The following is a 19,727-nucleotide window of genomic DNA, read 5'->3' as shown; positions in this document are numbered from 1 at the left end:
GTCAACGTTAACTTATGGCAACGTTAACCGGTGGCGGCGAGCCCAGCGCCACCGTGAAGACGGTAGCCGCGCACGCGGGCGTCAGCGCCCAGACGGTGTCCCGCGTGCTGCGCGGCACCGGGTACGTCAGCGAGGAGACCCGCGCCAAGGTCCTGGCCGCGGTGGCCGCCGTGGGCTACCGCCCCAACGCCGTCGGCCGCAGCCTCCGCGCCGCCCGGACCCCCATGGTCGGGCTGCTGATCACCGACATCGGCAACCCGTTCTACGCCGCACTGCACAAGTCCGTCGAGGCCGTGTTCCGGGGCCGCGGCCTCACTCTGATGCTGCTGAACTCCGACGACGACCGCGAGACCGAGCGCCAGCAGCTCGACCTGCTCGGCTCCTACCGGCCGAGCGGCCTGCTCGTCGCCCCCGCCGTGCACAGCACGCTCACCACCGGCGACCTCGCGGGGTTCGGCGCCGCGGTGCTGGTGAGCCGCACCCTTCCCGACCTCGCGGTCCCCTCGGTCGTCACCAACGAGCCGGAGGCGATGGGCGAGGCCACCCGCGAGCTGCTCGGCGCCGGCCACCGCCGGATCGCCGCCGTGCTCGGCCCCGAGGGCGCCTCCACCACGGCGCGCCGCGAAGCGGGGTACCGGGAGGCGATGCGCGCCGCGAGGGCGGAGCCCCTCGTGTTCTACACGGACCAGACCGGTCCGGGTGCCCGCGCCGCGCTGCGGCAGGCCCTGCACGCGCACCCCGGCATCACCGCCGCGCTCGGATTCAACGCCCCGGTGACGGAGGGGATCCTCGCCGGCCTCCGGGACGAAGGGCTGCGCTGCCCGCAGGACGTCTCCCTGGTCGGGTTCACCGACGCGCCCTGGATGGCCTTCTACCCGCCGCCGATCACAGTGGTGCGGCAACCGGTCGAGGACATGGGGCGGCTCGCGGCCCGGCTCGTCCTCGACCTCGTCGACGGCAAGCCGGTCGCCCCCGAGCCGCACGTGGTGCCCGGCACGCTGCTGCGCCGCGAATCCGTCGCCGCCCCGCCCGGCCCGAATCCCACCGAGCAAGGAACCGTGTGATGTACGAGCTGACCATCCTGTTCCACGGGTTCCCCGGCAAGAGCACCTGCCACGGTGGCCTGGGGTGGAGCACGGTCGCCCTGCTGCAGGGGCACGGCGAGACCCTGCTCGTCGACACCGGGGGCTACGGGTACCGCACCCCGCTGCTCGCCCGGCTCGAGGAACGCGGGGTCCGGCGATCCGACATCACCGGTGTGGTGCTCACCCACTGCCACTGGGACCACATCTGCAACTTCGCGCTGTTCCCGAACGCCCGTGTCGTCGTGCCGCGCCCGGACCTGGAGTGGGCAGCGGCCCAGCCGATCGGGACCTGGGAGCTGCCCGAGTTCCACGTCGAGAAGCTCGCGGCGGCCGACCACGTGCTCCGCGTCGAGGACGGCGGCGAGCCGCTCCCGCAGGTGCACGCCGTCGCGACCCCCGGCCACACCCCGGGCCACTTCGCCTACCACGTCGCCACCTCGGGGGGCCCGGTGCTGTTCGCGGGAGACGCCGTCAAGAACGAGTACGAGCTCCGGACCGGGGACACCGACATGACGCTCGACGCGGCCGAGAGCCGCCGGAGCATCGAGAAGGTCCGGGAGATGCTGCGCGCCGACCCCGACCTGGTGCTGGTTCCGGGGCACGACCGGCTCCTCGGCATGCGCGACGGCGAGATCGTCGCGCACTCGCAGCTGCGGGCGGGCGTCCGCGCGTGGCTGCCCGGCACGGCGGAGCCGACGACCACGGTCGATCTGGTCCCGGCGAGCGGAGGAACCCGGCAGTGACGACCCCCCGGCGCAGATGGCTGGTCTACGGCCTGCTGTTCCTGCTGGTCACGATCAACTACATGGACCGCTCCGCCCTCTCGGTGGCGGCGACCCCGATCTCCGAGGAGTTCGGGCTCTCGCCGGGGCAGATGGGCGTGCTGCTGTCCACGTTCCTCTGGTCCTACCTGATCTGCCTGATCCCGGCCGGGATCCTGACCGACCGGATCGGCACCCGGTGGACCAACGCGATCAGCATCGCGGTGTGGTCGGCGGCCACGGTGCTCGCCGGCCTGGTCAGGGGCTTCGGCGCCCTGGTCGGGGCCCGGCTGCTGATGGGCGTCGGGGAGTCCACGACGTACCCGGCGGCGGGCCGGGTCGTGCAGGAGTGGGCGCCGGCGAGCGAGCGCGGCCGGGTCGTCGCGACCTACAACTCCGGCGCCTACGCCGGACCGGCACTGGGTTCACTCGTCACCGCGGCCCTCGTGACCGCGTACGGGTGGCGCACCGCGTTCGTCGTGCTCGGCGGTGTCGGCTTCGTCTGGCTCGCGGCCTGGCTCGTCTGGTTCCGCGACCCCGCGCAGGCGAGGTGGCTCGGCGCCGAGGAGCGGGAGAAGATCCTCCGCGAGCGCGGCCTCACCGGGACGGACGCCGGGACCGCGGGCGCCCCCGGCGTGCTCGAGCTGCTGCGCCACCGCAGCATGTGGGGGGTGGCGCTGGTGCAGTCCGCCGCCGTCTACACGCAGTACCTGTTCCTCACCTGGCTACCCGGCTACCTGGAGCAGGCGCGCGGGCTGTCGGTCCTGAAGTCCGGGGCGTTCACCGCGATCCCGTACGTCGTCTCGATGGTGCTCGGCATCGCCATCGGCGTGGTCGTCGACCGGATGCTGGACGGCCGGGCACGCGCGGCCGGCCGGCGGCGGATCGTGGTGGCCGGCTTCCTCCTGGTCTCCTCCGTCGTGCTCCTCACGCCGTTCGTCGCCTCGATCGTGGCGGTCATCGCGCTGATCAGCGTCGCGCTCACGTGCGTGTCGAGCGCGGTCTCGATGAACCTCGCGCTGCTGGCCGACCTGCTGCGCTCACCCCGGCTCGCGGGCCGGGCCAACAGCATCGCCATGGTCGGCGGCAACGCGTTCGGCCTCGCCGCACCGATCGTCACCGGCTACGTCGTGCAGTTCACCCACGGCTACACGGCGGCGTTCGTCGTCGCCGGTGTCTTCCTCCTGCTCGGGACCACGGTGGCGCTCACGATGACGCGCACCCCCATCGGCCGCGCGGACCCCGAGCGGCGGATGCCGGTCGCGGCGGCCTGAGACCCGAGGAGGGCACCCCACATGAAGATCACCGCTGTCGTCCCCCACGTCGTGGTCCAGCGCCTCGACCGGCCGTTCGGGATGTCCCAGTGGCTCTGGGACGTGCGCGCCAGCTGTCTCGTGGAGGTGCGCACCGACGACGGCGTCGTCGGCTGGGGCGAGTGCTTCGGACCGGCCGAGGCGAACCGCGCGCTGATCGAGTCGGTCTACGCGCCGATCCTCGTGGGCCGCGACCCGGGCGAACGGGTCGAGCTGTGGGAGGCGATGTACAACCGCAGCCGCGAATGGGGCCGCAAGGGCATCTCGGTCACCGCCGTCTCCGGCGTCGAGATCGCGCTCTGGGACATCGCGGGGAAGGCGGCCGGGCTGCCCGTGCACCGCCTCCTCGGCGGGACCGCACCGGCCTCCTTCCCCGCGTACGCCTCGGCGTTCTACTACGCGGGGCACTGGGACGGCGATCTGGAGGGCGAGGCCGCGCAACTGCTCGCCGCCGGCTACCGCGCCTTCAAGATGAAGGTCGGCGGGCGTCCTGTCGACGAGGACGTCCGCCGGGTACGCCGGGTGCGCAGGGCGCTCGGCCCGGACGTGCGGCTGGGCCGTGGACGCCAACCGGGGCTTCACCGCCGCCGAGGCGATCCGCTTCGGCCGGGCACTGGCCGACGAGGACCTGTGGTTCTTCGAGGAGCCGGTGCTCCCCGAGGACCCCGACGCGTACACGCGCGTGCGCGCGGCGCTCGACGTCCCGATCGCGGGTGGCGAGTCCGAGTTCACGCGCTGGGGGTTCCACGACTTCCTGGCCCGCGGGCCCGTCGACATCCTCCAGCCCGACGCGACGGCGTGCGGCGGCATCCGCGAGACGCTGCTGGTCGCCGGCATGGCGAGCGCGCACGGCGTTCCCACCCTGCCGCACGTCTGGGGCTCGGCGATCACCGTGGCGGCGGGGCTGCACCTGATGACGGCGCTCCCGACCGTGGTGCCGTCGATGGCGCGCGAGCGCCCGCACGTGGAGCTCGACCAGGCACCCAACGTCTTCCGCGACGAGCTGTCCGACCTCGCCTGCGGGCCGGTGATGGCCGTGCCCCACGGGCCCGGCCTCGGCATCGAGATCGACCTGTCCGTGATCGAGAGGCACCGACCGTGACGACACCGACCACGACGACACCGACCACGACGACACCGACCATGACGAAGTGGTGGCGCATCGGCGCCGTGCTGATGTTCGGCCTGTTCATCGCCTACCTCGACCGGTCCAACCTGTCGATCGCCCTGCCCGGGCTGTCGCAGGACATGGGCTTCGCGGGGGACGCGTTCGCCGACACGTCGAGCTGGGCGCTTACGGCATTCCTGTTCGGCTACCTCGCCGCCAACCTGCTGGGCGGCTTCCTCACCTACCGGGTCGACCCCAAGCTCACGCTGGTCGTCACCGTGGCGGTGTTCTCGACGTGCACGCTGCTCGCCGGCTTCGTCCACTCGGTCGGCCTGCTGATCGCGCTGCGGGTCGTGCTCGGCTTCGCCGAGGGCATCTACTGGCCGCAGCAGTTCCGCGTTGCCAAGGCGTGGTTCTCCGAGCGCGAGATGAGCAAGGGCACCGCGATCATCCAGTACTACGGCCAGTACGCGGCGTTGGCGCTCGGCTTCTTCCTGCTCACCCCGCTCTACGACGCGCTGGGCTGGCGCCCGCTGTTCTGGATCACCGGTCTCGCCGGGATCGTGCTGGTGATCCCGCTCTACCTGGCGTTCCTGCGGTCCGCACCCGCCGGCTCCGTGCCCGCCGTGCCCCCGCGCGAACCGGGCACCCGCAGCCGGATGCGCTTCGCCGACTTCGGCGGGCCGCGCTTCCTGCTGCTCGTGTTCAGCTACTTCTCGAACGGCATGCTGTTCTGGGGGATCACGCTCTGGATCCCGCTCGTCATCGAGGCGCTCGGGTTCACCGGCACCGGCCGCGGCCTGCTCGCGGCCCTGCCGTACGTGCTCTCGCTGGCGCTGACCGTCCCGATGATGTCGATCAGCGACCGCACCGGGAAGCGCGTGCTCATCGCGTCGTCCGGGCTGCTCGTCGGCGGCGCCCTGGTGGCCGCGATCCCCCTCGTGGACAGCCCGGTCGGCAAGCTCGTGCTGATCTGCGTCGGCATGGGCTACTTCACCGCGACCTACACCTCGAACCTGTGGGCGATCGCCGTGACCGATCTGCGCCCGGACCTCGTCGGGCCGGCCACCGGGATCATCAACGGCTTCGGTGCCGGGGGCGGTGGCATCGTCGCGGGCTTCGTCGTTGGGCAGCTCAGGGCGGCGACGGGCTCCTACCTGCCCGGCTTCGTCGTGCTGGGCGTCATGGCGATCATCGGCGGCCTCGCGCTGCTGGCATACGGGCGCCTGCGCCCCCGGGAGCCGGGAACCACGCCGGGCCGGGTGGCCGCTGCCGCGACCTGAACCGACCGATCCCGGCGAGCGGGCCGGCACGAGTCACCGGACCGAGGGCTCCTCGATCCGGTACAGGCCGACGCCGGCCACCGCATCGAGGTAGCGGTGGACCCCGTCGATGTCGTAGCCGTCGTTGGCCTCGACCAGGATCCGCGATTCCGGGAAGGCGTCCCGCACGGCGCGCGTGACCTCGACGTCGCGCCGGTCGCCTCCGGCGCGCTCCATCCGCCGGTTCCCGCGTCCGATCTCGAGCTTGAACGCGCGGTGGCCGAGGGCGTCGTCGGCGCGGCACTGACTGCCCAAGCGGGCGTTGCGGCCACGGACATCTTCGCAGGTTCGGAACGATGCCCGAGGTCAGAACGGTGCAGGCCCCTCCTCCCGTGGCGGATCCGGTTCCGGCGGGGGCCGCGGTGGCGAGTCAGCGGCCGGCCGTTCCAGGATCCGTGGTTCGTGGCGGCGGAGCCGCCGGTCCAGTGGCGGCGCTCTCCTCCTGCACACCAGACGCGGGGTCCGGCTCGGGAAGGTCGGGTCGGATCGGTTCTCCCCGGGTGCGGTAGGCGCGGCCCAGTGAGCTGATCCACAGGAACACGCCCGGCTCGGGCTGGGTGAGCGTCCAGCCGCGGTCCTTGTCCGGGTGGTGGCGCTTGCACGCCGGCCCGATGTTGATCTCGACGGTCCGGCCGCCGCGGCCGTGTTCCCGGGTGTGGTCCAGATCGGAGCGCCGGGCCGAGCGGGTGCAGCCTGGTCCGACGCAGTTGCGGTCACGGATGCGGATGTGGTCGGCCAGCGCGCCGCGGGCGAACCGCGCCCCGGGGTGGGCGGCCAGCCGCTCGCGGAACCGGTCGCGGTCGGCCCAGGCGTCGGCGATCTCGGCCAGCACGCCGGCCCACTCGGCGACCCGGGGATCGCCGATGTAGCGGTGCAGTTCCTCGACGGTGATGTGCAGTTCGACCACGCCGCCACGGACGGCACGTGGCCGGGTGACGGTGCGGGGCCGCCGGCGCAGCGGCCCGGCCAGCAGCAGGTAACCGTTGGTGTCGACGATGGCGAACTTCCACGCCGCACCGCAGCGCTGCGCGGCGACCGCGGTGCGGGCCACGTCGGCCCCGACGGGGCCGACGAGTCCGACCACCCCTCTCGCGAGTTCACCCGGAAGACCCAACCGGGCACACGCAAGCCATCCCGCGACCTCGACCCGAGTACGCAAGTCCCGCCTCGTCGACGAGCCGCCGCGACCCGTTGAACCGGGCGGAACCGTTCGGGCCGGGCACATCGCACCGCACGGTGACGGCAGACCAACCTCCGTCCTCGATCTCGGCCTCCCTCTCGCGCCGCTGACACGACAACCGTCCGCCATCACGGCGAGCGATCATCAGCGCCAGCGACGGCCGCGAATGTTCCGATCACCCCGACGGCCTGGCCGATCCCAGCGATCCGGCCTGCGACGCTCGGCTGCCCCATCACCCCTCGCTCGCCATCCGCGCCCGGCGATCGGCGCAGAAGGTACGTCCACACAGCGCTCTCGACGGTGCAGCCCGGGGTCGGCGCTACCGCGCGCGCCGGCTGCTCAGAGGTCGACCCCGTCGACCGAGGGCCCGGTCGGCGGCATCTGGTAGCCGTGGGCCGTCATGCTCGTGTCGGGCCGCAGCCCGGACGGGACGCAGTCGGGCCAGTAGCGCTCGGGCACCGGCACCCGGACGACTGCTCCGCCCGGCGCGCGGCCGGGCGCCCGGCTCACTGCGTGACGCAGACCTGCCCGCGGTCGACCCGGCGCGGACCCTCGGCGTTCGGCCGGAGGTCCTGGTCGAAGATCGCCGTGGGCAGGAAGAGGGAGCAACACGCGTTCGGGATGTCCACGACGCCGCTGATGCGGCCCTCGATCGGGGCGGTGCCGAGGATCAGGTAGGCCTGCTCACCGGTGTATCCCCAGGTCTTGAGGTACTCGATCGCGTTGAGGCACGCGTTCCGGTACGCCTGGGTGGCGTCCATGTAGAGGTTCGAGTTGTCGCGGTGGTCGACCGAGATCCCGATGAAGGTGAGGAACTCCGAGTAGCGCGGCTCGACGTTGCCCGGCATGAAGACCGGGTTGTTGTGGATCGCGAACTTCTCCATCCCGCCCTTGATGAGGTCGACGTGCATGTCGATGAAGCCGCCCATCTCGATGGCGCCACAGAAGTTGATCTCGCCGTCGCCCTGGCTGAAGTGCAGGTCCCCGCCCGACAGCAGCGCGCCCGGCACGTGCACCGGGTAGAAGATCCGGCTGCCGCGGGTGAAGTTCTTGATGTCGTGGTTGCCGCCGTTCTCCCGGGCGGGCACGGTGCGGGCGCCGTCGCGGGCGATCGCCTCCGCCGCCGCACCCGTGGCCGTGCCGGGCAGCACGCCGTCCGCCAGGGGCGGCAGCGCGAGCGGCGGCACGCGGTCCGGGTCGGTGGCGATGAGCGCGCGCTCCCGCTCGTTCCAGCGCGCGAGCAGTTCGGGTGACGGCGCGGTGCCGAACAGCCCGGGGTGGGTGATGCCGGTCATCCGCACGCCCGGCACGTGCCGCGACGTGCACTGCTGGCCCTGGAAGTCCCACACCGCCTTGTAGGCGTCGGGGAAGTAGTCGGTGAGGAAGCCGCCGCCGTTGACCTTGGCGAAGATCCCGGAGTAGCCCCAGCCCTGGCCGCAGGCGTCGCCGACCTCCTGGGGCACCGGTCCGAGGTCGAGGATGTCGACGATCAGCAGGTCGCCCGGCTCGGCCCCCTCGACGCCGATCGGGCCGCTCAGCATGTGCGCGACGTCGAGGTTGACGTCGCGGACGTCGTTGGCCGAGTCGTTGTTGCCGATCTGCCCGTCGGTCCACTCCTTGCACTCGACGCGGAACGTGTCGCCCGGCTTCACCATCACGGCGGGCGGGATGTCCGGGTGCCACCGGTTGTGCCCCGGCACCCGCTGGTCGCGCATCGACTTCGCCTGCTCGACGCTGAACACGACCTCCGGCATGACGACTCCTTCTCATCTCAGACGTGGTGGGGGACGGACGCGGGTGCCGCGGTGCGGCGCCCGAGGACGAACCAGAGCCCGCCGAACAGCAGGACTCCGACGACGAGGTAGGTGACGGCGAGGGCGGCCGAGTCCGACCAGTGCCCGGTGACGAGCAGGAACGCCGGCACGGCAGCGGTGCCGAACGCCTCGGCGACCGTGACCCAGCCGGTGAACCGGGTGAGCCGGTCGAGCCCGAGGCCGAGCACGAGGAAGAACAGCAGCCACAGGAACGACCAGAAGAGCCAGATGACGCCGAACGTGCGGTCGCCGAGGTCGGCGAAGGAGTGCACGGCGAACCCGACGGCGCACAGCGCCACGAACAGCGAGAACCACCCGAGGCCCGCCTGCGGCCAGCCGGTGAGCGCGTTGATCCCGACCCAGAGGTAGGTGAACCCGAACAGGTACAGGCCCGCGGCCGGCGAGATCGCGCGGGCGTCCCCGGCCGCCGCGATGATCAGGTACGTCGGGGTGACGACCTGCAGCGCGCCGACGAAGAGGTTGATCGGCGCCGCGGCCCGCCGTCGACGACGCCGAGGAGCAGCAGCCCGTTGACGAACAGCACGGCCCCGACGTAGAGCAGCCCGACGTTCCCCATCTCACGCGCCCGCCTCAGTGCCTGGGCAGCCGGGCGTGCAGCGGGTGGGCGGGCCGCGGGGTGCGCGGCGCGGGGTCGCGGGTGACGACCTGCGGACGGTCCGCGCTGGCCCCCGCCGTGTCGAGCGCGGCGACCAGGCCGGGGGCGGCGAGCCGCGTGCCCGGGCTCGTGTAGACGCGGCGGGCCTCGGCGCCGCAGCGCGGGCACGCCGTCCGGGGCGTGGCCGCGCCCATCGGGCGGCGGACGTCGACATCGCCGCAGCCGGTGCACCGGTACTGGTAGGGGACCATGCTTGACCTCCATTACTTCCATTTGGAACTTATCCGTTTGGAAGCGAAAGTCAAGCGGCCCGGCGTGCGAGGAGGTCGGGGACCCCGCGGATCAGCGGGTGTCGGTCAGGCGGGTGAGCAACGCCGAGAGGGTGCTGCGCTGGTCGTCGCTGAGCGCGGAGAGCGCGGCCGCCTCGGCCTCGACGACCGCGGGCCGCAGCGATCGGCGCAGCCGCTGCCCGCGGGGCGTGAGGTGCACGAGCACGCGCCGCCGGTCGTGGACGTCGACCTCGCGGTGCACGAGCGCCTTGGTGGCGAGGTCGTCGACGATTCGGGTGAGCGTGGGCCCGGTGACGACGACGGCGCTCGCGATCTCGCTCATCGTCATGCCCTCGCGGTCGGCGAGCAGGTCGAGGATCCGCCACCGCTCGAGCGTGAGGCCGCTGTCGCGCAGCACCTTCTGCACGGCCGAGGAGACGCGGACGGCGGCGCGGTCCAGCAGCAGGGACGGCGCGACGGCGGCGTCCTCCTCGTCGGTGACTCCCACGCCTTCCCCCGATCCACTCGCCGGACCCTCTACCCAACCTAGTGCTTCCATGTGAAAGTAGCTGGGCGAGCCCGTCGCCGTGCCGCAGGTCACCTCGAGAGGGGGGACATGCCCGTCACCGATCTGCCGGACGTCCCCGCCGTCCGGCCGCGCCGCGGGGAGCGTCCCTACCGGGTTGCGCTGGTCATCCCGCTGCAGGGGCCGGCAGGGCTGTTCGGCGCGTCCTGCGAGGCCGTCGCCGCGCTCGCTGCGGCCGAGCTCAACGCCGGGAACGGGCTGCTCGGCCGCCCCGTCGAACTCGTGGTGGTGGACGGTGGCGCCCCGCCCCCGGTGATCGCGAGGCAGGTCGCAGGGCTCGTCGGCGCCGACCTCGTCGACGCCGTCACGGGCTGGCACATCTCAGCGGTCCGCGAGGCGGTGGCGCCGGCGATCGGCGGGCGCGTGCCGTACGTCTACACGTCGCTGTACGAGGGCGGCGAGCACCGCCCTGGCGTCTTCTGCTCCGGGGAGACCCCCGTCGACCAGCTCGCGCCCGCGCTGCGCTGGCTGCGCGACCACCTCGGGCTGCGGCGGTGGGCGATCGTCGGCAACGACTACGTGTGGCCGCTGCGCTCGAGCGTCGCGGTGCACGCCTACGCGGCGGCGCTCGACCTCGACCTGCTGGACGAGCAGTACCTGCCACTGGGTGCCGGCGACTTCGGCGCAGCCGCGGAACGGGTGGGCCGGGGCGGGGCGGACGCGGTGCTCATGCTGCTCGTCGGGCAGGACGCCGTGGCGTTCAACCGCAGCTTCGCCGAGCGGGGCCTGCAGGAACGGATCGTGCGCTTCAGCCCGCTGATGGAGGAGAACATGCTGCTGGCCAGCGGGCCGGGGGCCACGGCGGGCCTGTACGTCGCCGCGTCGTACTTCCGCTCGCTGACCACGGCGGGCTCGCTGGACCTCGTGGGCCGCTACGTCGACCGGTTCGGGCCGCACGCTCCGCCGCTGAACAACGCCGCCGAGTCGTGCTACGAGGGCATCCGCACGCTGTTCGCCCTCGCGCACCGCGCCGGCTCGGCACGGGTGGACCGCATGCTGGCGGTGGCCGACTCCGTCGGCTACGACGGCCCCCGCGGCGTCATGCACCTGCGCGACGGCCACCTGCGCCAGCGGGTGCACCTCGCGGTGGCCGACGACGTCGACTTCTCCGTGCTCACCCGCATCTGACCGGTCGGGTGCGTCAGCCCCCTCGGGACAAGGCGTCCCGCACGGCCTCCTCGGTGCGCGCGACGACGGCCGTGCCGTCGTCCGCGGTGATGATCGGCCGCTGGATGAGCGCCGGGTGCGCGGCCAGTGCCGCCACCCACCGGTCCCGGGACGTCGCGTCCCGGGGCCACGCGCTGACCCCGAGCTCGTCGGCGACGGCCTCCCGGGTGCGGGTGATGTCCCACGGCTCGAGCCCCAGCCGGTCGAGCACCTCCCGGATCTCGTCCGGGGTCGGGACGTCCTCCAGGTACCGGCGGACGGTGTAGTCGGCCCCCTCGGCGTCGAGCACGCTGATCGCGCTACGGCACTTGGAACAGGCCGGATTGATCCAGATCTCCACGCGGACCACGGTATCCGCGGTGCGGCCGCGGCCGGCACGCGCGATTCTGCGCGGATCCGGGCCGCGTCATCGCCCGGTCACGCGGGTGCGGGTACGGGCACGGGTGAAGCAGGCGGCGTGCAGGAACACGCGGGAACCGCGGGTGCCGGGCCAGTCCCGGGTGGCGACGACACCGCCGCAGACGACCTCGGGTACCGGGCAGAAGCACTCCTCGCACAACTGCGGTACCGGGAACGACAGCTTCTCGTGCTGCATGACGACCTCCCACGTCGCCGGGTCGTGCCGACGGCACGGCGGGTACCCGGTGGTCGTCGGCCCACACCCACGGACGGCGACCGGCCCCGGTGCAGGGCCCGGTGCAGCCGGCCGAGCCGCTGGCCACCGGCCTGCCGGGACGGTAGGCAGGAAGCACCCACCCGGAAGGCCCCGTGACAGGAGCAGCGCGTGCAGCACGCCTTCGTCTTCACCGAGGTTGCCGTTCTCGTTCGGCACTGGTTCGAGATCGACCTCATGGACAGCCACCTCGAGCACGGCGCCCGGGTCGAGCTGCGGCTCGTGGTCCCCCAGCCGCGACGCGGTTCCGAGTCGGCCGCCCAGGCGGTCGTGGTCGACCAGCCGGTTTGGCGAGCGGACCTGTTCGACCGCCTCGACGGCACCCCCGGTGCCTTCGAGGCGGCGCACTTCCACCCGTACTTCGAGGGTATCGAGCCGTGCGAACGCCACTGGGACGACGCCGTCAAGGCCGCTCCGTGGGACTGGTTGGCGAGCCGGCTGGCGGACGTCGCGGGCATCGCCGACGCCGCCGGGGTCCGGCTGCGCGACGCGGCCACCTCGAACGCGCAGGTCGCGGCCGAGGCGGAGGCGATCGTCGCTGCCGCACGGGGTCGCGCAGCGGTGCTGTGCGGCTCTGCGGAGCAGTGCCACGACTGGACCCGCGACACCGAGGCGGCCGTGCACACCATGCTCGCCACCCTGCGGCGGCCCGATCTCCTCGACCGGGACCGGGTGTCGCCCTGGCTCCCGGCAGGTGCCTGACCCGCGGGCCTGCCCAGGGGGATAGGCGTGCTCGCCGCGGCCCCTGCACGGGCCGGTGCGACATACCCTCCTCGCATGGTGACGCCGGAACGCGGGCCCGTCCGGATCGTCCTCGTCGACGACCACGAGATGGTGATCGAAGGGCTCAAGGCCATGCTCTCGGCGTTCCGCAACCGGGTACGGGTGGTCGGCCAGGCCGTCGGCGCGGAGAGCGCGATGGCCGTGCTCGACGCGCTCGCACCCGACGTCGTGCTGTGCGACGTGCGGATGCAGGGGTCGAGCGGGTTGGACCTGTGCCGGGCGGTGCGCGAGCGCACCCCGGAACGCAAGGTCGTCCTGCTGTCGGTCTACGAGGACGAGCAGTACCTGTTCCAGGCGATGCGCGCCGGGGCGTCCGGCTACCTGCTGAAGCGGATCGGCGGCGAGGAGCTCGTGGCCCAGATCGAACGCGCCCACGCAGGCGAAACCGTGATCGACCCCGGGATGGCCGCGCGGGCCGTCGACACCGCCGCCCGGCTGCAACGCGACGAGTACTGGCCCGGCGCCCGGCACGGCCTCACCCAGCGCGAGAGCGAGATCCTGTCCTTCATGGTCGCGGGGCTGTCCAACCGGGCGATCGCCACCCGGCTGGTCATCGGCGACGAGACCGTCAAGAGCCACCTGCGGTCCATCTACCGCAAGTTGCAGGTCGCCGACCGGACGGCCGCGGTGGCCACCGCCCTGCGCGAAGGCATCTTCCAATGACGCACCAGCGACCCGGGCCGGGGCTGGTCCGCGGCCTGGTCGACCCGGACGGCGAGGTCGCCCTGCTGCTCGACGTCATCCACCTGACCGCGAGCGGGCCGCAGGTCGAGCCGCTGGCCGCCGAGGTCGCCCGGCTGATCACCGACGCGACCGCGACCGACGTCTGCTTCGTGCACGTCCTCGACGACACCGAGAACGCGCTCACCCTCGCCGGCGCCACCCCACCGTTCGACCAGCAGGTCGGCCGCGTGCACCTGCCGCTCGGGCACGGCGTCTCCGGGTGGGTGGCCAAGCACCGCACCCCGGTGGTCCTCCCCGAGGGCAAGGCGTCCGACCCCCGCTACGTCCCGATCCCGCAGCTGCGCGGCACGGACTTCATCTCGATGGCCTCGATCCCGATGGAGATCGACCCCGGCGGTCTCGTCGGTGTGCTCAACGTGCACACGGTGCAGCGGCGCGAGTTCCTCCCCCGCGACGTCGAGCTGCTCCGCGTCATCGGGCGGCTGGTCGCGGGCGCGCTGAACCAGGCCCGCCTGCACCGCAGGCTCGCGGCCCGCGAGCGCATGCACGAGCAGTTCGTCGAACAGGTGATCGCCACCCAGGAAGCCGAGCGCAGGCGCATGGCGGCCGACATCCACGACGGCATCTCCCAGCGGCTCATCAGCCTCTCCTACCACCTCGACGCCGCGTCCCACGCCGCGGGCGGCGGCGAACCCGCCGAGGTGTCCGCCCAGCTCGTCCACGCGCGCGACCTGCTCGGGCTCGCCCTCGACGAGGCCCGCTCGGCCATCGGCGGGCTGCGCCCGCCCGTGCTGGACGACCTCGGGCTCGCCGGCGGCCTCGCCAGCCTCGCGCGCTCCACCCCCCAGATCGAGACGGAGGTCGAGCTGGCCGACCACCGGCTGCCCGAGCACGTCGAGATCGCGCTGTACCGGATCGCCCAGGAATGCCTGCAGAACATCGCCAAGCACGCCCGCGCCTCGTCCGCCACGCTCCGCTTCGACGTGCGGGACGGCGCCGCGCTGCTCGAGGTCAGCGACGACGGGGTCGGATTCGACACCGCCACGGCCCCCACCGGGTCCGACCCCGACGGTCGCGGCTACGGCCTGCAGTCGATGGTGGAGCGCGCCGAGCTGGTCGGCGGGCGCCTGCACGTCCGGTCGCGGCCGGGCGCCGGGACCACGGTGACGGTCACCGTGCCCCGCCGCCCGTGATCAGGCCGCCCGTGATCAGGCCGCCTGCATCCGGGCCCGCCGCCGCACCGCGTTCGCGTTGGCGGCGACGCGCTCGGCGAGCAACGCCTGCCCGGCCGCGACCAGGGCCGGGTCACCGTGCCACGCGGCCAGCGCCGGGTCCACGAGGGCCCGGCCGAACGAGAACGTCAGCGGCCACGGCGTGCGGTGGTGCTGCATCGCCTCGAGGTTGGCGGTCGCGCGTCCCGGGGGCTGCCCGCCCGAGAGGAACGCGATCCCGGCCAGCTCGTCCGGCCACGCCCGCAGCACGCCGACGGTCGCCTCGGCCACCCGTTCCGGGGTGGCGCGGCAGGCGTGGTCGGCGCCCTCGACCACCATGTTGGGCTTGAGCACGATCCCGGCGAGGTCGACGCCGAGCAGCCCGAGCTCCTCCCGGACCGCGGCGTGCACCTCGGCGGTGGTCTCCGCACAGCGTTCGATCGGGTGGTCGCCGTCCATCAGGACCTCGGGCTCGACGATCGGCACGATCCCGGCCTCCTGGCACGCCGCCGCGTAGCGGGCGAGGGCGTTCGCGTTGCTGCGCACGGCACCCGCGCTGGGCAGCTCGTCGGTGATCAGGTAGACGGCGCGCCACTTGGCGAACGCCGCCCCCATCTCGGCGTACTCCGCGAGCCGGGCCGGCAGGCCGTCGAGGCCCTCGGTGACCGTCTCGCCGGGCAGCCCGCAGCAGGGCTTGGCCCCGGTGTCGACCTTGATGCCGGGCAGGATGCCCAGCCCGCGCACGGCGTTCGCGAACGGGGTCCCGTCCGCGAACGCCTGGCGGAGGGTCTCGTCGCAGAAGATGATCCCCGAGGCGCCGTCGGCCAGGCCGGGCGTCGAGGCGAGCAGCTCCCGGTAGCGGCGCCGGTTCTCGGCGGTGGCCTCGACCCCCGCCTTCTCCAGCCGGCCGGACATCGTGGCGATGCTCTCGTCCGCGGCGAGGACCCCCTTCCCGGGTGCCACCAGCTGCGCCGCGATCTGCCTGCACGAACCCATGTCGGGAGTTCCTTCCGTCGGCGGGCTTCGTCCCGAACGTAGGGACGCGAAGCCCGGCCCGACCTCACCCATCCCGGGGAGGGGCCAGGGGAACGCCGGGTGCCGACCCCCCTGCGACCCCCCGCGAGGGGGATGTCCGCGCCCGCGGCCGCGGGCAGCGTCGGGCCCCGGCGGCTCGGACGCGGTCCGCCGTCCGCCCTCGACGCGAGGTGAGAGGAAGCCCCATGCTCGCCGCCCGCACGACGCTCGCGCAGTTCCTCATCGACGAACGGCGCCGCCACCCCGCCGCACGCCCGGAACTGGAATCCCTGCTCCTCGACGTCGCGCTCGCCTGCAAGGAGGTCGCCGAGCGGGTCGCGCTCGGCTCCCTGCGCCCCCCGGTGAGCAGCGCCGGGCGGAGCAACGTCCACGGCGAGGTGCAGCACGAGCTCGACCTGGTCGCCAACGACCGCTTCCTGCGGGCGACCGAGCGCGGCGGGCGCCTCGCGGGCATGGTCTCGGAGGAGCTCGACGAGCCCCACCTGCCGCCCGCGCAGCACCCGCGAGGGGACCACCTGCTGGTCTTCGACCCGCTCGACGGCTCGTCCAACATCGACGTGAACGTGTCCGTCGGCAGCATCTTCTCGATCCTGCGCGCGCCCCGGCCCGGGGTGGACGCGGCGACGCAGGACTTCCTGCAGCCCGGCACCGCGCAGGTCGGCGCGGGCTATGCCCTCTACGGCCCGGCCACGATGCTCGTGCTGACCCTCGGCCGGGGCGTGCACGCCTTCACCCTCGACCCGGCGCTCGGCGAGTTCGTCCTCACCCGGGAGGCGCTGAGAGTGCCGCGGCAGGCCGCGGAGTTCGCGATCAACGCCTCGAACCGGCGGTTCTGGGAGCCCGCCGTGCGCCGCTACGTCGACGAGTGCCTCGCCGGGCTGTCGGGGCCGCGGCACAAGGACTTCACCATGCGCTGGATCGCGTCCCTCGTCGCCGAGGCGCACCGCATCCTCACCCGGGGCGGGGTGTTCCTCTACCCCCGCGACACGAAGGACCCGGCCAGGCCGGGCCGGCTGCGGCTGCTCTACGAGGCCAACCCCATCGCGTTCCTCGTCGAGCAGGCCGGGGGCGCGGCGAGCACGGGACGCGAACGCATCCTGGACGTGGAGCCATCGGGCCTGCACCAGCGCATCCCGTTGATCTTCGGGGCGGCGGACGAGGTCGCGCTGATCGACCGCTTCCACCGGCAGCACAACGACCGCCGGCACGACTCGCCCCTGTACGGCGAGCGCGGCCTGTTCCGCGTCGCCACGTGATCCGCCCGAAATGGTGCGGACGCGCCGGATCGGACGCCCGCGTCCGGTTGGTGCCGCGGCCGGCTCGCCGAGCACCACCGCGGCCGATGACCCGCCAACGGGGGCGAAGCTCCTACGAGCGGTAGCTCTTCGCCAACGAACGGAGAAGGCCCACACGACCCGGTGCCCACCCTTGCCGAACCAATACACCGGACTGTAACGTACATTTTGCGATATCACACTGAGACAAAGGAGTTGCAGTGAGATTGCCTCTCCGGCGCCGCCACCGAGTCAATTCCGGACATCGCGCGCAACGCGCGGAGTGACGGCACTCGTCGCAGATCCATCGCATCCCGCGATCCCCCTCCACCAGGTTCGGTGAACACGCCCCGCACCTGCGGGAGTGGATCGAGCGGGCCGGAGCGAACGGTGAGCTGTTCGCTCGACCGACGACGCAGTATCCGAACGGTTCACCACTGCGTTCTGCGAGATTTCGTGTCGGCTTTTCCGAGCCGCCGGGAGAAGGGTGCTCAATGACGACTGTTTCAAGCGAGCGAGCGGACGAGCTCGCCGCGGCGGGCCTGGACGGGCAGAACAAGCTCACCCTGGGCCGGCTGCTCGGGACCGGGACCATCGGGCACGCCGAAGAACTACCCGACGGCACGATGCGCGCCACGGTCCGCATCCCGGAGGACGAGATGTGCTGGGAGCCCGGCATCCTCATCCTGCCGCACGGCGGCACGCTCGAGCTCACGCTCATCAACGACGACAAGAACACCCACTGCTCGGTGCTGCCCAACATCGGGGACAACCTGGTGATCTGGATGGTGAACCATTCGAAGGGCACGGCCACCCTCAACCTGCAGGGCCCGGGCATCTACTGGTACGGCTCCGCCACCGGCAACGACGAAGGCCGCGGGCTGACCGGGGCGATCGTCATCGGCGGAGAAGTTCCGCCGGAGGCCAAGCTCGACCGTCCCGCCCAGCCGCGCCCGTAGCAGAAAGGAGCAGGTGATGACCGAATACGTCGACGCCGGCCGGGCCATCCCCCTCTCACAACTCAGCGCCGTCAAGGGGAGCGCGCCGCAGGTCACCGAGAGCGTCAACTACGAGCGCATTCTCGACGCCCGCTCGGAGCCCCAGAACTGGCTCACCTACTACGGCACCTACGACGGCCAGCGCTACAGCACGCTGGACCAGATCAACAAGGACACCGTGAAGCGCCTGGCCCCCGCGTGGGTGTTCCAGGCGGCGATGGTCGGCATGCACTCCGGCGCGTCGACCTTCTCGTTCGAGGCCTCCCCGATCGTCGTGGACGGCGTCATGTACGTCTCCGGCCCGGACGGGAAGGTCTGGGCCCTGGACGCCAAGACCGGCGAGGAGCTCTGGCGCTACAAGCACGCCTCGCCGTACGACGTCTCGCTGTGCTGCGGGAACGTCAACCGGGGTGTGGCGGTGGGGCACGGGAAGGTCTACCTGTACACCCTCAACGCCCACCTCGTCGCGCTCGACGCGACGAACGGCCAGGTCGTCTTCGACGCGGTCAACGGCGACGTGCGCGCCGGGGAGAGCGGTTCGGTCGCGCCGCTCATCGTGAAGGACATGGTCATCGTCGGGAGCGCGGGCGGCGAGTTCGGGGTCCGCGGGCACCTCGACGCGTTCGACGCTCACACCGGGGAGCGCCGCTGGCGCTGCTACACGATCCCCAAGCCCGGTGAGCCCGGCTCCGAGACCTGGCCCGACGACGGCGAGGCGTGGCAGCGCGGCGGTGCGAACTGCTGGGTCACCCCCACCTACGACCCGGAGCTGGAGCTGCTGTTCCAGGGGACCGGCAACCCGGCGCCCGACTTCGACGGCGGTGTCCGCGAGGGCGACAACCTCTACACCGACAGCACCATCGCGGTGGACGTCAACACCGGCGAGATCCGCTGGCACTACCAGTTCACCCCGCACGACCTGTGGGACTACGACTCCACGATGGAGAATCTCCTGTTCGACGCCCCCGACGGGCGCAAGCTGCTCGCGCACGCGGACAAGAACGGGTACTTCTTCGTGCTCGACCGGACCAACGGCGAGCTGGTCCGGGTGTTCCCCTTCGTCGACCGGATCACCTGGGGGGAGATCACCCCCGACGGGAAGGTCACCCCGAAGGTGTACCCGGACAAGGAGGGCGAGCCGGTGCACTTCTGGCCGGGTCCCGCCGGGGGCAAGGAATGGACGCACATGTCCTACAACCCCCAGACCGGGCTGATCTACGTGCCGGTGCAGGAGGTCGGGGCGACGGCCACCCGCCGACGCCGCGAGTTCAAGGAGAGCATGCCGTACTGGGGCGCGGCCGTGGCCGTGGACCTCGAGGACTTCTACGGCTACGTGGCGGCGATCGACCCGCTGACCGGCGAGGAGAAGTGGCGCTGGCGCAACGAGTACCCGATGTGCGCCTCGACGCTGACCACGGCGGGCGGGCTGGTGTTCCAGGGCACGCCGACGGGTGAGTTCGTCGCCCTGGACGCGGAGACCGGCGAGAAGCTGTGGTCGTTCCAGTGCGGGAGCGGGCACCACAGCAGCCCCACCCCGTACAGCATCGACGGCCGCCAGTACATCGCGGTGCCGACCGGATGGGGTGGCTGGATCGAGGGCTTCCTCCCCGGGTTGCTCGGCAACAACAAGGGCGACGCGCTGTTCGTGTTCGCCCTGCCGGAGAGCTAGCCGAGCGCCGACACACGCCGCCGGAACCGTGGAAGGGAGGTGACGGCGTGGAGACCACCACCGAGTGGGAGGCCCCCGAGTTCGAGGAGTTCGGGTGTGCCCCCGAGGTGACCATGTACGTCGCGCGCTCGGAGTCCTGAGCGACGCACGGGTTGAAGGAAGGGAGGGGCACCGGACGA

The 19,727-nt window shown here is 72.5% G+C and carries 23 protein-coding genes and 1 pseudogene; 14 read left to right on the top strand and 10 right to left on the bottom strand.

Annotation, left to right across the window (positions count from 1 at the left end; all coding sequences use genetic code 11):
- The first annotated feature begins 14 nt into the window (after positions 1-14).
- The 6 genes and pseudogenes from ABEA81_RS04990 (at position 15) to ABEA81_RS04970 (ending at position 5,550) form a co-directional block, all read left to right on the top strand.
- Positions 15-1,064, top strand: coding sequence for a LacI family DNA-binding transcriptional regulator (locus tag ABEA81_RS04990; protein WP_345603572.1), 1,050 nt, complete (start codon positions 15-17; stop codon positions 1,062-1,064).
- Entirely contained in the window at positions 1,064-1,828 is a 765-nt protein-coding gene (locus ABEA81_RS04985) for an MBL fold metallo-hydrolase (protein ID WP_345603571.1), read from the top strand. Before ABEA81_RS04990 ends, ABEA81_RS04985 begins: the two co-directional genes overlap by 1 nt.
- Positions 1,825-3,120: an MFS transporter gene (locus ABEA81_RS04980; protein WP_345603570.1), complete on the top strand. Its 1,296-nt coding sequence runs from the start codon at positions 1,825-1,827 to the stop codon at positions 3,118-3,120. Before ABEA81_RS04985 ends, ABEA81_RS04980 begins: the two co-directional genes overlap by 4 nt.
- A 21-nt stretch (positions 3,121-3,141) precedes the next feature.
- Positions 3,142-3,702 (top strand): annotated as a pseudogene (locus ABEA81_RS42530) (enolase C-terminal domain-like protein); the annotation flags it as partial.
- Between the two features lie 16 nt (positions 3,703-3,718).
- Complete coding sequence (locus ABEA81_RS04975; protein WP_345603569.1) at positions 3,719-4,261, top strand: enolase C-terminal domain-like protein; 543 nt, start codon at positions 3,719-3,721, stop codon at positions 4,259-4,261.
- Positions 4,258-5,550 carry an MFS transporter gene (locus ABEA81_RS04970; protein ID WP_345603568.1) on the top strand — a complete coding sequence of 431 codons (1,293 nt, stop codon included), beginning with the start codon at positions 4,258-4,260 and terminating at the stop codon, positions 5,548-5,550. The genes ABEA81_RS04975 and ABEA81_RS04970 overlap by 4 nt, the downstream gene beginning before the upstream one ends.
- Positions 5,551-5,583: 33 nt before the next feature.
- Here the strand turns inward: ABEA81_RS04970 and ABEA81_RS04965 are convergent, their stop codons facing one another.
- From ABEA81_RS04965 to ABEA81_RS04935, 7 genes are all read right to left on the bottom strand, one after another.
- Positions 5,584-5,844 carry an enolase C-terminal domain-like protein gene (locus ABEA81_RS04965; protein WP_345603567.1) on the bottom strand — a complete coding sequence of 87 codons (261 nt, stop codon included), beginning with the start codon at positions 5,842-5,844 and terminating at the stop codon, positions 5,584-5,586.
- Positions 5,845-5,959: 115 nt separating this feature from the next.
- Positions 5,960-6,673, bottom strand: coding sequence for an HNH endonuclease signature motif containing protein (locus ABEA81_RS04960; protein ID WP_345603566.1), 714 nt, complete (start codon positions 6,671-6,673; stop codon positions 5,960-5,962).
- Between the two features lie 435 nt (positions 6,674-7,108).
- Positions 7,109-7,234, bottom strand: a complete 126-nt coding sequence (locus tag ABEA81_RS04955) for a hypothetical protein (protein ID WP_345603565.1) — start codon at positions 7,232-7,234, stop codon at positions 7,109-7,111.
- Between the two features lie 41 nt (positions 7,235-7,275).
- Positions 7,276-8,523, bottom strand: a complete 1,248-nt coding sequence (gene fmdA / locus ABEA81_RS04950; protein WP_345603564.1) for a formamidase — start codon at positions 8,521-8,523, stop codon at positions 7,276-7,278.
- Between the two features lie 17 nt (positions 8,524-8,540).
- A complete protein-coding gene (locus ABEA81_RS04945; protein ID WP_345603724.1) occupies positions 8,541-9,047 on the bottom strand; it encodes an AmiS/UreI family transporter in 507 nt (168 codons plus the stop codon).
- A 127-nt stretch (positions 9,048-9,174) separates the two neighbouring features.
- The gene (locus tag ABEA81_RS04940; RefSeq protein WP_345603563.1) at positions 9,175-9,450 is read right to left on the bottom strand and encodes an FmdB family zinc ribbon protein; all 276 of its coding nucleotides are present in this window, start codon (positions 9,448-9,450) and stop codon (positions 9,175-9,177) included.
- Positions 9,451-9,541: 91 nt separating this feature from the next.
- The gene (locus ABEA81_RS04935; RefSeq protein ID WP_345603562.1) at positions 9,542-9,976 is read right to left on the bottom strand and encodes a MarR family winged helix-turn-helix transcriptional regulator; all 435 of its coding nucleotides are present in this window, start codon (positions 9,974-9,976) and stop codon (positions 9,542-9,544) included.
- A gap of 108 nt (positions 9,977-10,084) precedes the next feature.
- Here ABEA81_RS04935 and ABEA81_RS04930 point away from each other — a divergent pair, with 108 nt between their 5' ends.
- Positions 10,085-11,182 carry a substrate-binding domain-containing protein gene (locus tag ABEA81_RS04930; protein ID WP_345603561.1) on the top strand — a complete coding sequence of 366 codons (1,098 nt, stop codon included), beginning with the start codon at positions 10,085-10,087 and terminating at the stop codon, positions 11,180-11,182.
- A gap of 13 nt (positions 11,183-11,195) precedes the next feature.
- Here the strand turns inward: ABEA81_RS04930 and ABEA81_RS04925 are convergent, their stop codons facing one another.
- The gene (locus tag ABEA81_RS04925; RefSeq protein WP_345603560.1) at positions 11,196-11,561 is read right to left on the bottom strand and encodes an ArsC/Spx/MgsR family protein; all 366 of its coding nucleotides are present in this window, start codon (positions 11,559-11,561) and stop codon (positions 11,196-11,198) included.
- A gap of 66 nt (positions 11,562-11,627) precedes the next feature.
- Positions 11,628-11,816: a hypothetical protein gene (locus tag ABEA81_RS04920; protein ID WP_345603558.1), complete on the bottom strand. Its 189-nt coding sequence runs from the start codon at positions 11,814-11,816 to the stop codon at positions 11,628-11,630.
- A 189-nt stretch (positions 11,817-12,005) separates the two neighbouring features.
- On the opposite strand from ABEA81_RS04920, the gene ABEA81_RS04915 reads away from it, so the two are divergent.
- The 3 genes from ABEA81_RS04915 (at position 12,006) to ABEA81_RS04905 (ending at position 14,554) form a co-directional block, all read left to right on the top strand.
- On the top strand, positions 12,006-12,596 hold the full coding sequence (locus ABEA81_RS04915) for a hypothetical protein (protein WP_345603556.1): 591 nt from the start codon (positions 12,006-12,008) through the stop codon (positions 12,594-12,596).
- 75 nt (positions 12,597-12,671) lie between these two features.
- A complete protein-coding gene (locus ABEA81_RS04910) occupies positions 12,672-13,340 on the top strand; it encodes a response regulator transcription factor (RefSeq protein WP_345603555.1) in 669 nt (222 codons plus the stop codon).
- A complete protein-coding gene (locus ABEA81_RS04905) occupies positions 13,337-14,554 on the top strand; it encodes a GAF domain-containing sensor histidine kinase (RefSeq protein ID WP_345603554.1) in 1,218 nt (405 codons plus the stop codon). Before ABEA81_RS04910 ends, ABEA81_RS04905 begins: the two co-directional genes overlap by 4 nt.
- Before the next feature lie 15 nt (positions 14,555-14,569).
- Here the strand turns inward: ABEA81_RS04905 and ABEA81_RS04900 are convergent, their stop codons facing one another.
- Positions 14,570-15,568 carry a class I fructose-bisphosphate aldolase gene (locus ABEA81_RS04900; RefSeq protein WP_345603553.1) on the bottom strand — a complete coding sequence of 333 codons (999 nt, stop codon included), beginning with the start codon at positions 15,566-15,568 and terminating at the stop codon, positions 14,570-14,572.
- A gap of 224 nt (positions 15,569-15,792) precedes the next feature.
- Here ABEA81_RS04900 and ABEA81_RS04895 point away from each other — a divergent pair, with 224 nt between their 5' ends.
- From ABEA81_RS04895 to pqqA, 4 genes are all read left to right on the top strand, one after another.
- Positions 15,793-16,863, top strand: a complete 1,071-nt coding sequence (locus tag ABEA81_RS04895) for a class 1 fructose-bisphosphatase (RefSeq protein ID WP_345603552.1) — start codon at positions 15,793-15,795, stop codon at positions 16,861-16,863.
- A 512-nt stretch (positions 16,864-17,375) separates the two neighbouring features.
- Positions 17,376-17,840 (top strand): MSMEG_3727 family PQQ-associated protein, encoded by a 465-nt coding sequence (locus ABEA81_RS04890; RefSeq protein ID WP_345603551.1) that lies wholly within the window; start codon positions 17,376-17,378, stop codon positions 17,838-17,840.
- A 16-nt stretch (positions 17,841-17,856) separates the two neighbouring features.
- On the top strand, positions 17,857-19,548 hold the full coding sequence (locus tag ABEA81_RS04885; RefSeq protein WP_345603550.1) for a PQQ-dependent dehydrogenase, methanol/ethanol family: 1,692 nt from the start codon (positions 17,857-17,859) through the stop codon (positions 19,546-19,548).
- Positions 19,549-19,595: 47 nt separating this feature from the next.
- Positions 19,596-19,688 (top strand): pyrroloquinoline quinone precursor peptide PqqA, encoded by a 93-nt coding sequence (pqqA, locus tag ABEA81_RS04880; protein ID WP_345603549.1) that lies wholly within the window; start codon positions 19,596-19,598, stop codon positions 19,686-19,688.
- The last annotated feature ends 39 nt before the right edge of the window (positions 19,689-19,727 follow it).

It is taken from the genome of Pseudonocardia adelaidensis (assembly GCF_039543345.1).
Lineage (GTDB): Bacteria > Actinomycetota > Actinomycetes > Mycobacteriales > Pseudonocardiaceae > Pseudonocardia > Pseudonocardia adelaidensis.
This window is presented reverse-complemented; position numbering and strand designations above follow the sequence as displayed.

What these genes read in the sequence shown, in the direction of transcription:
- ABEA81_RS04990 (WP_345603572.1), top strand. Translation starts at nt 15, where the DNA reads ATGGCAACGTTAACCGGTGGCGGCGAGCCCAGCGCCACCGTGAAGACG.
- ABEA81_RS04985 (WP_345603571.1), top strand. Translation starts at nt 1,064, where the DNA reads ATGTACGAGCTGACCATCCTGTTCCACGGGTTCCCCGGCAAGAGCACC.
- fmdA (WP_345603564.1), bottom strand. Translation starts at nt 8,523, where the DNA reads ATGCCGGAGGTCGTGTTCAGCGTCGAGCAGGCGAAGTCGATGCGCGAC.
- ABEA81_RS04940 (WP_345603563.1), bottom strand. Translation starts at nt 9,450, where the DNA reads ATGGTCCCCTACCAGTACCGGTGCACCGGCTGCGGCGATGTCGACGTC.
- ABEA81_RS04930 (WP_345603561.1), top strand. Translation starts at nt 10,085, where the DNA reads ATGCCCGTCACCGATCTGCCGGACGTCCCCGCCGTCCGGCCGCGCCGC.
- ABEA81_RS04920 (WP_345603558.1), bottom strand. Translation starts at nt 11,816, where the DNA reads ATGCAGCACGAGAAGCTGTCGTTCCCGGTACCGCAGTTGTGCGAGGAG.
- ABEA81_RS04910 (WP_345603555.1), top strand. Translation starts at nt 12,672, where the DNA reads ATGGTGACGCCGGAACGCGGGCCCGTCCGGATCGTCCTCGTCGACGAC.
- ABEA81_RS04905 (WP_345603554.1), top strand. Translation starts at nt 13,337, where the DNA reads ATGACGCACCAGCGACCCGGGCCGGGGCTGGTCCGCGGCCTGGTCGAC.
- ABEA81_RS04900 (WP_345603553.1), bottom strand. Translation starts at nt 15,568, where the DNA reads ATGGGTTCGTGCAGGCAGATCGCGGCGCAGCTGGTGGCACCCGGGAAG.
- ABEA81_RS04895 (WP_345603552.1), top strand. Translation starts at nt 15,793, where the DNA reads ATGCTCGCCGCCCGCACGACGCTCGCGCAGTTCCTCATCGACGAACGG.
- ABEA81_RS04890 (WP_345603551.1), top strand. Translation starts at nt 17,376, where the DNA reads ATGACGACTGTTTCAAGCGAGCGAGCGGACGAGCTCGCCGCGGCGGGC.
- ABEA81_RS04885 (WP_345603550.1), top strand. Translation starts at nt 17,857, where the DNA reads ATGACCGAATACGTCGACGCCGGCCGGGCCATCCCCCTCTCACAACTC.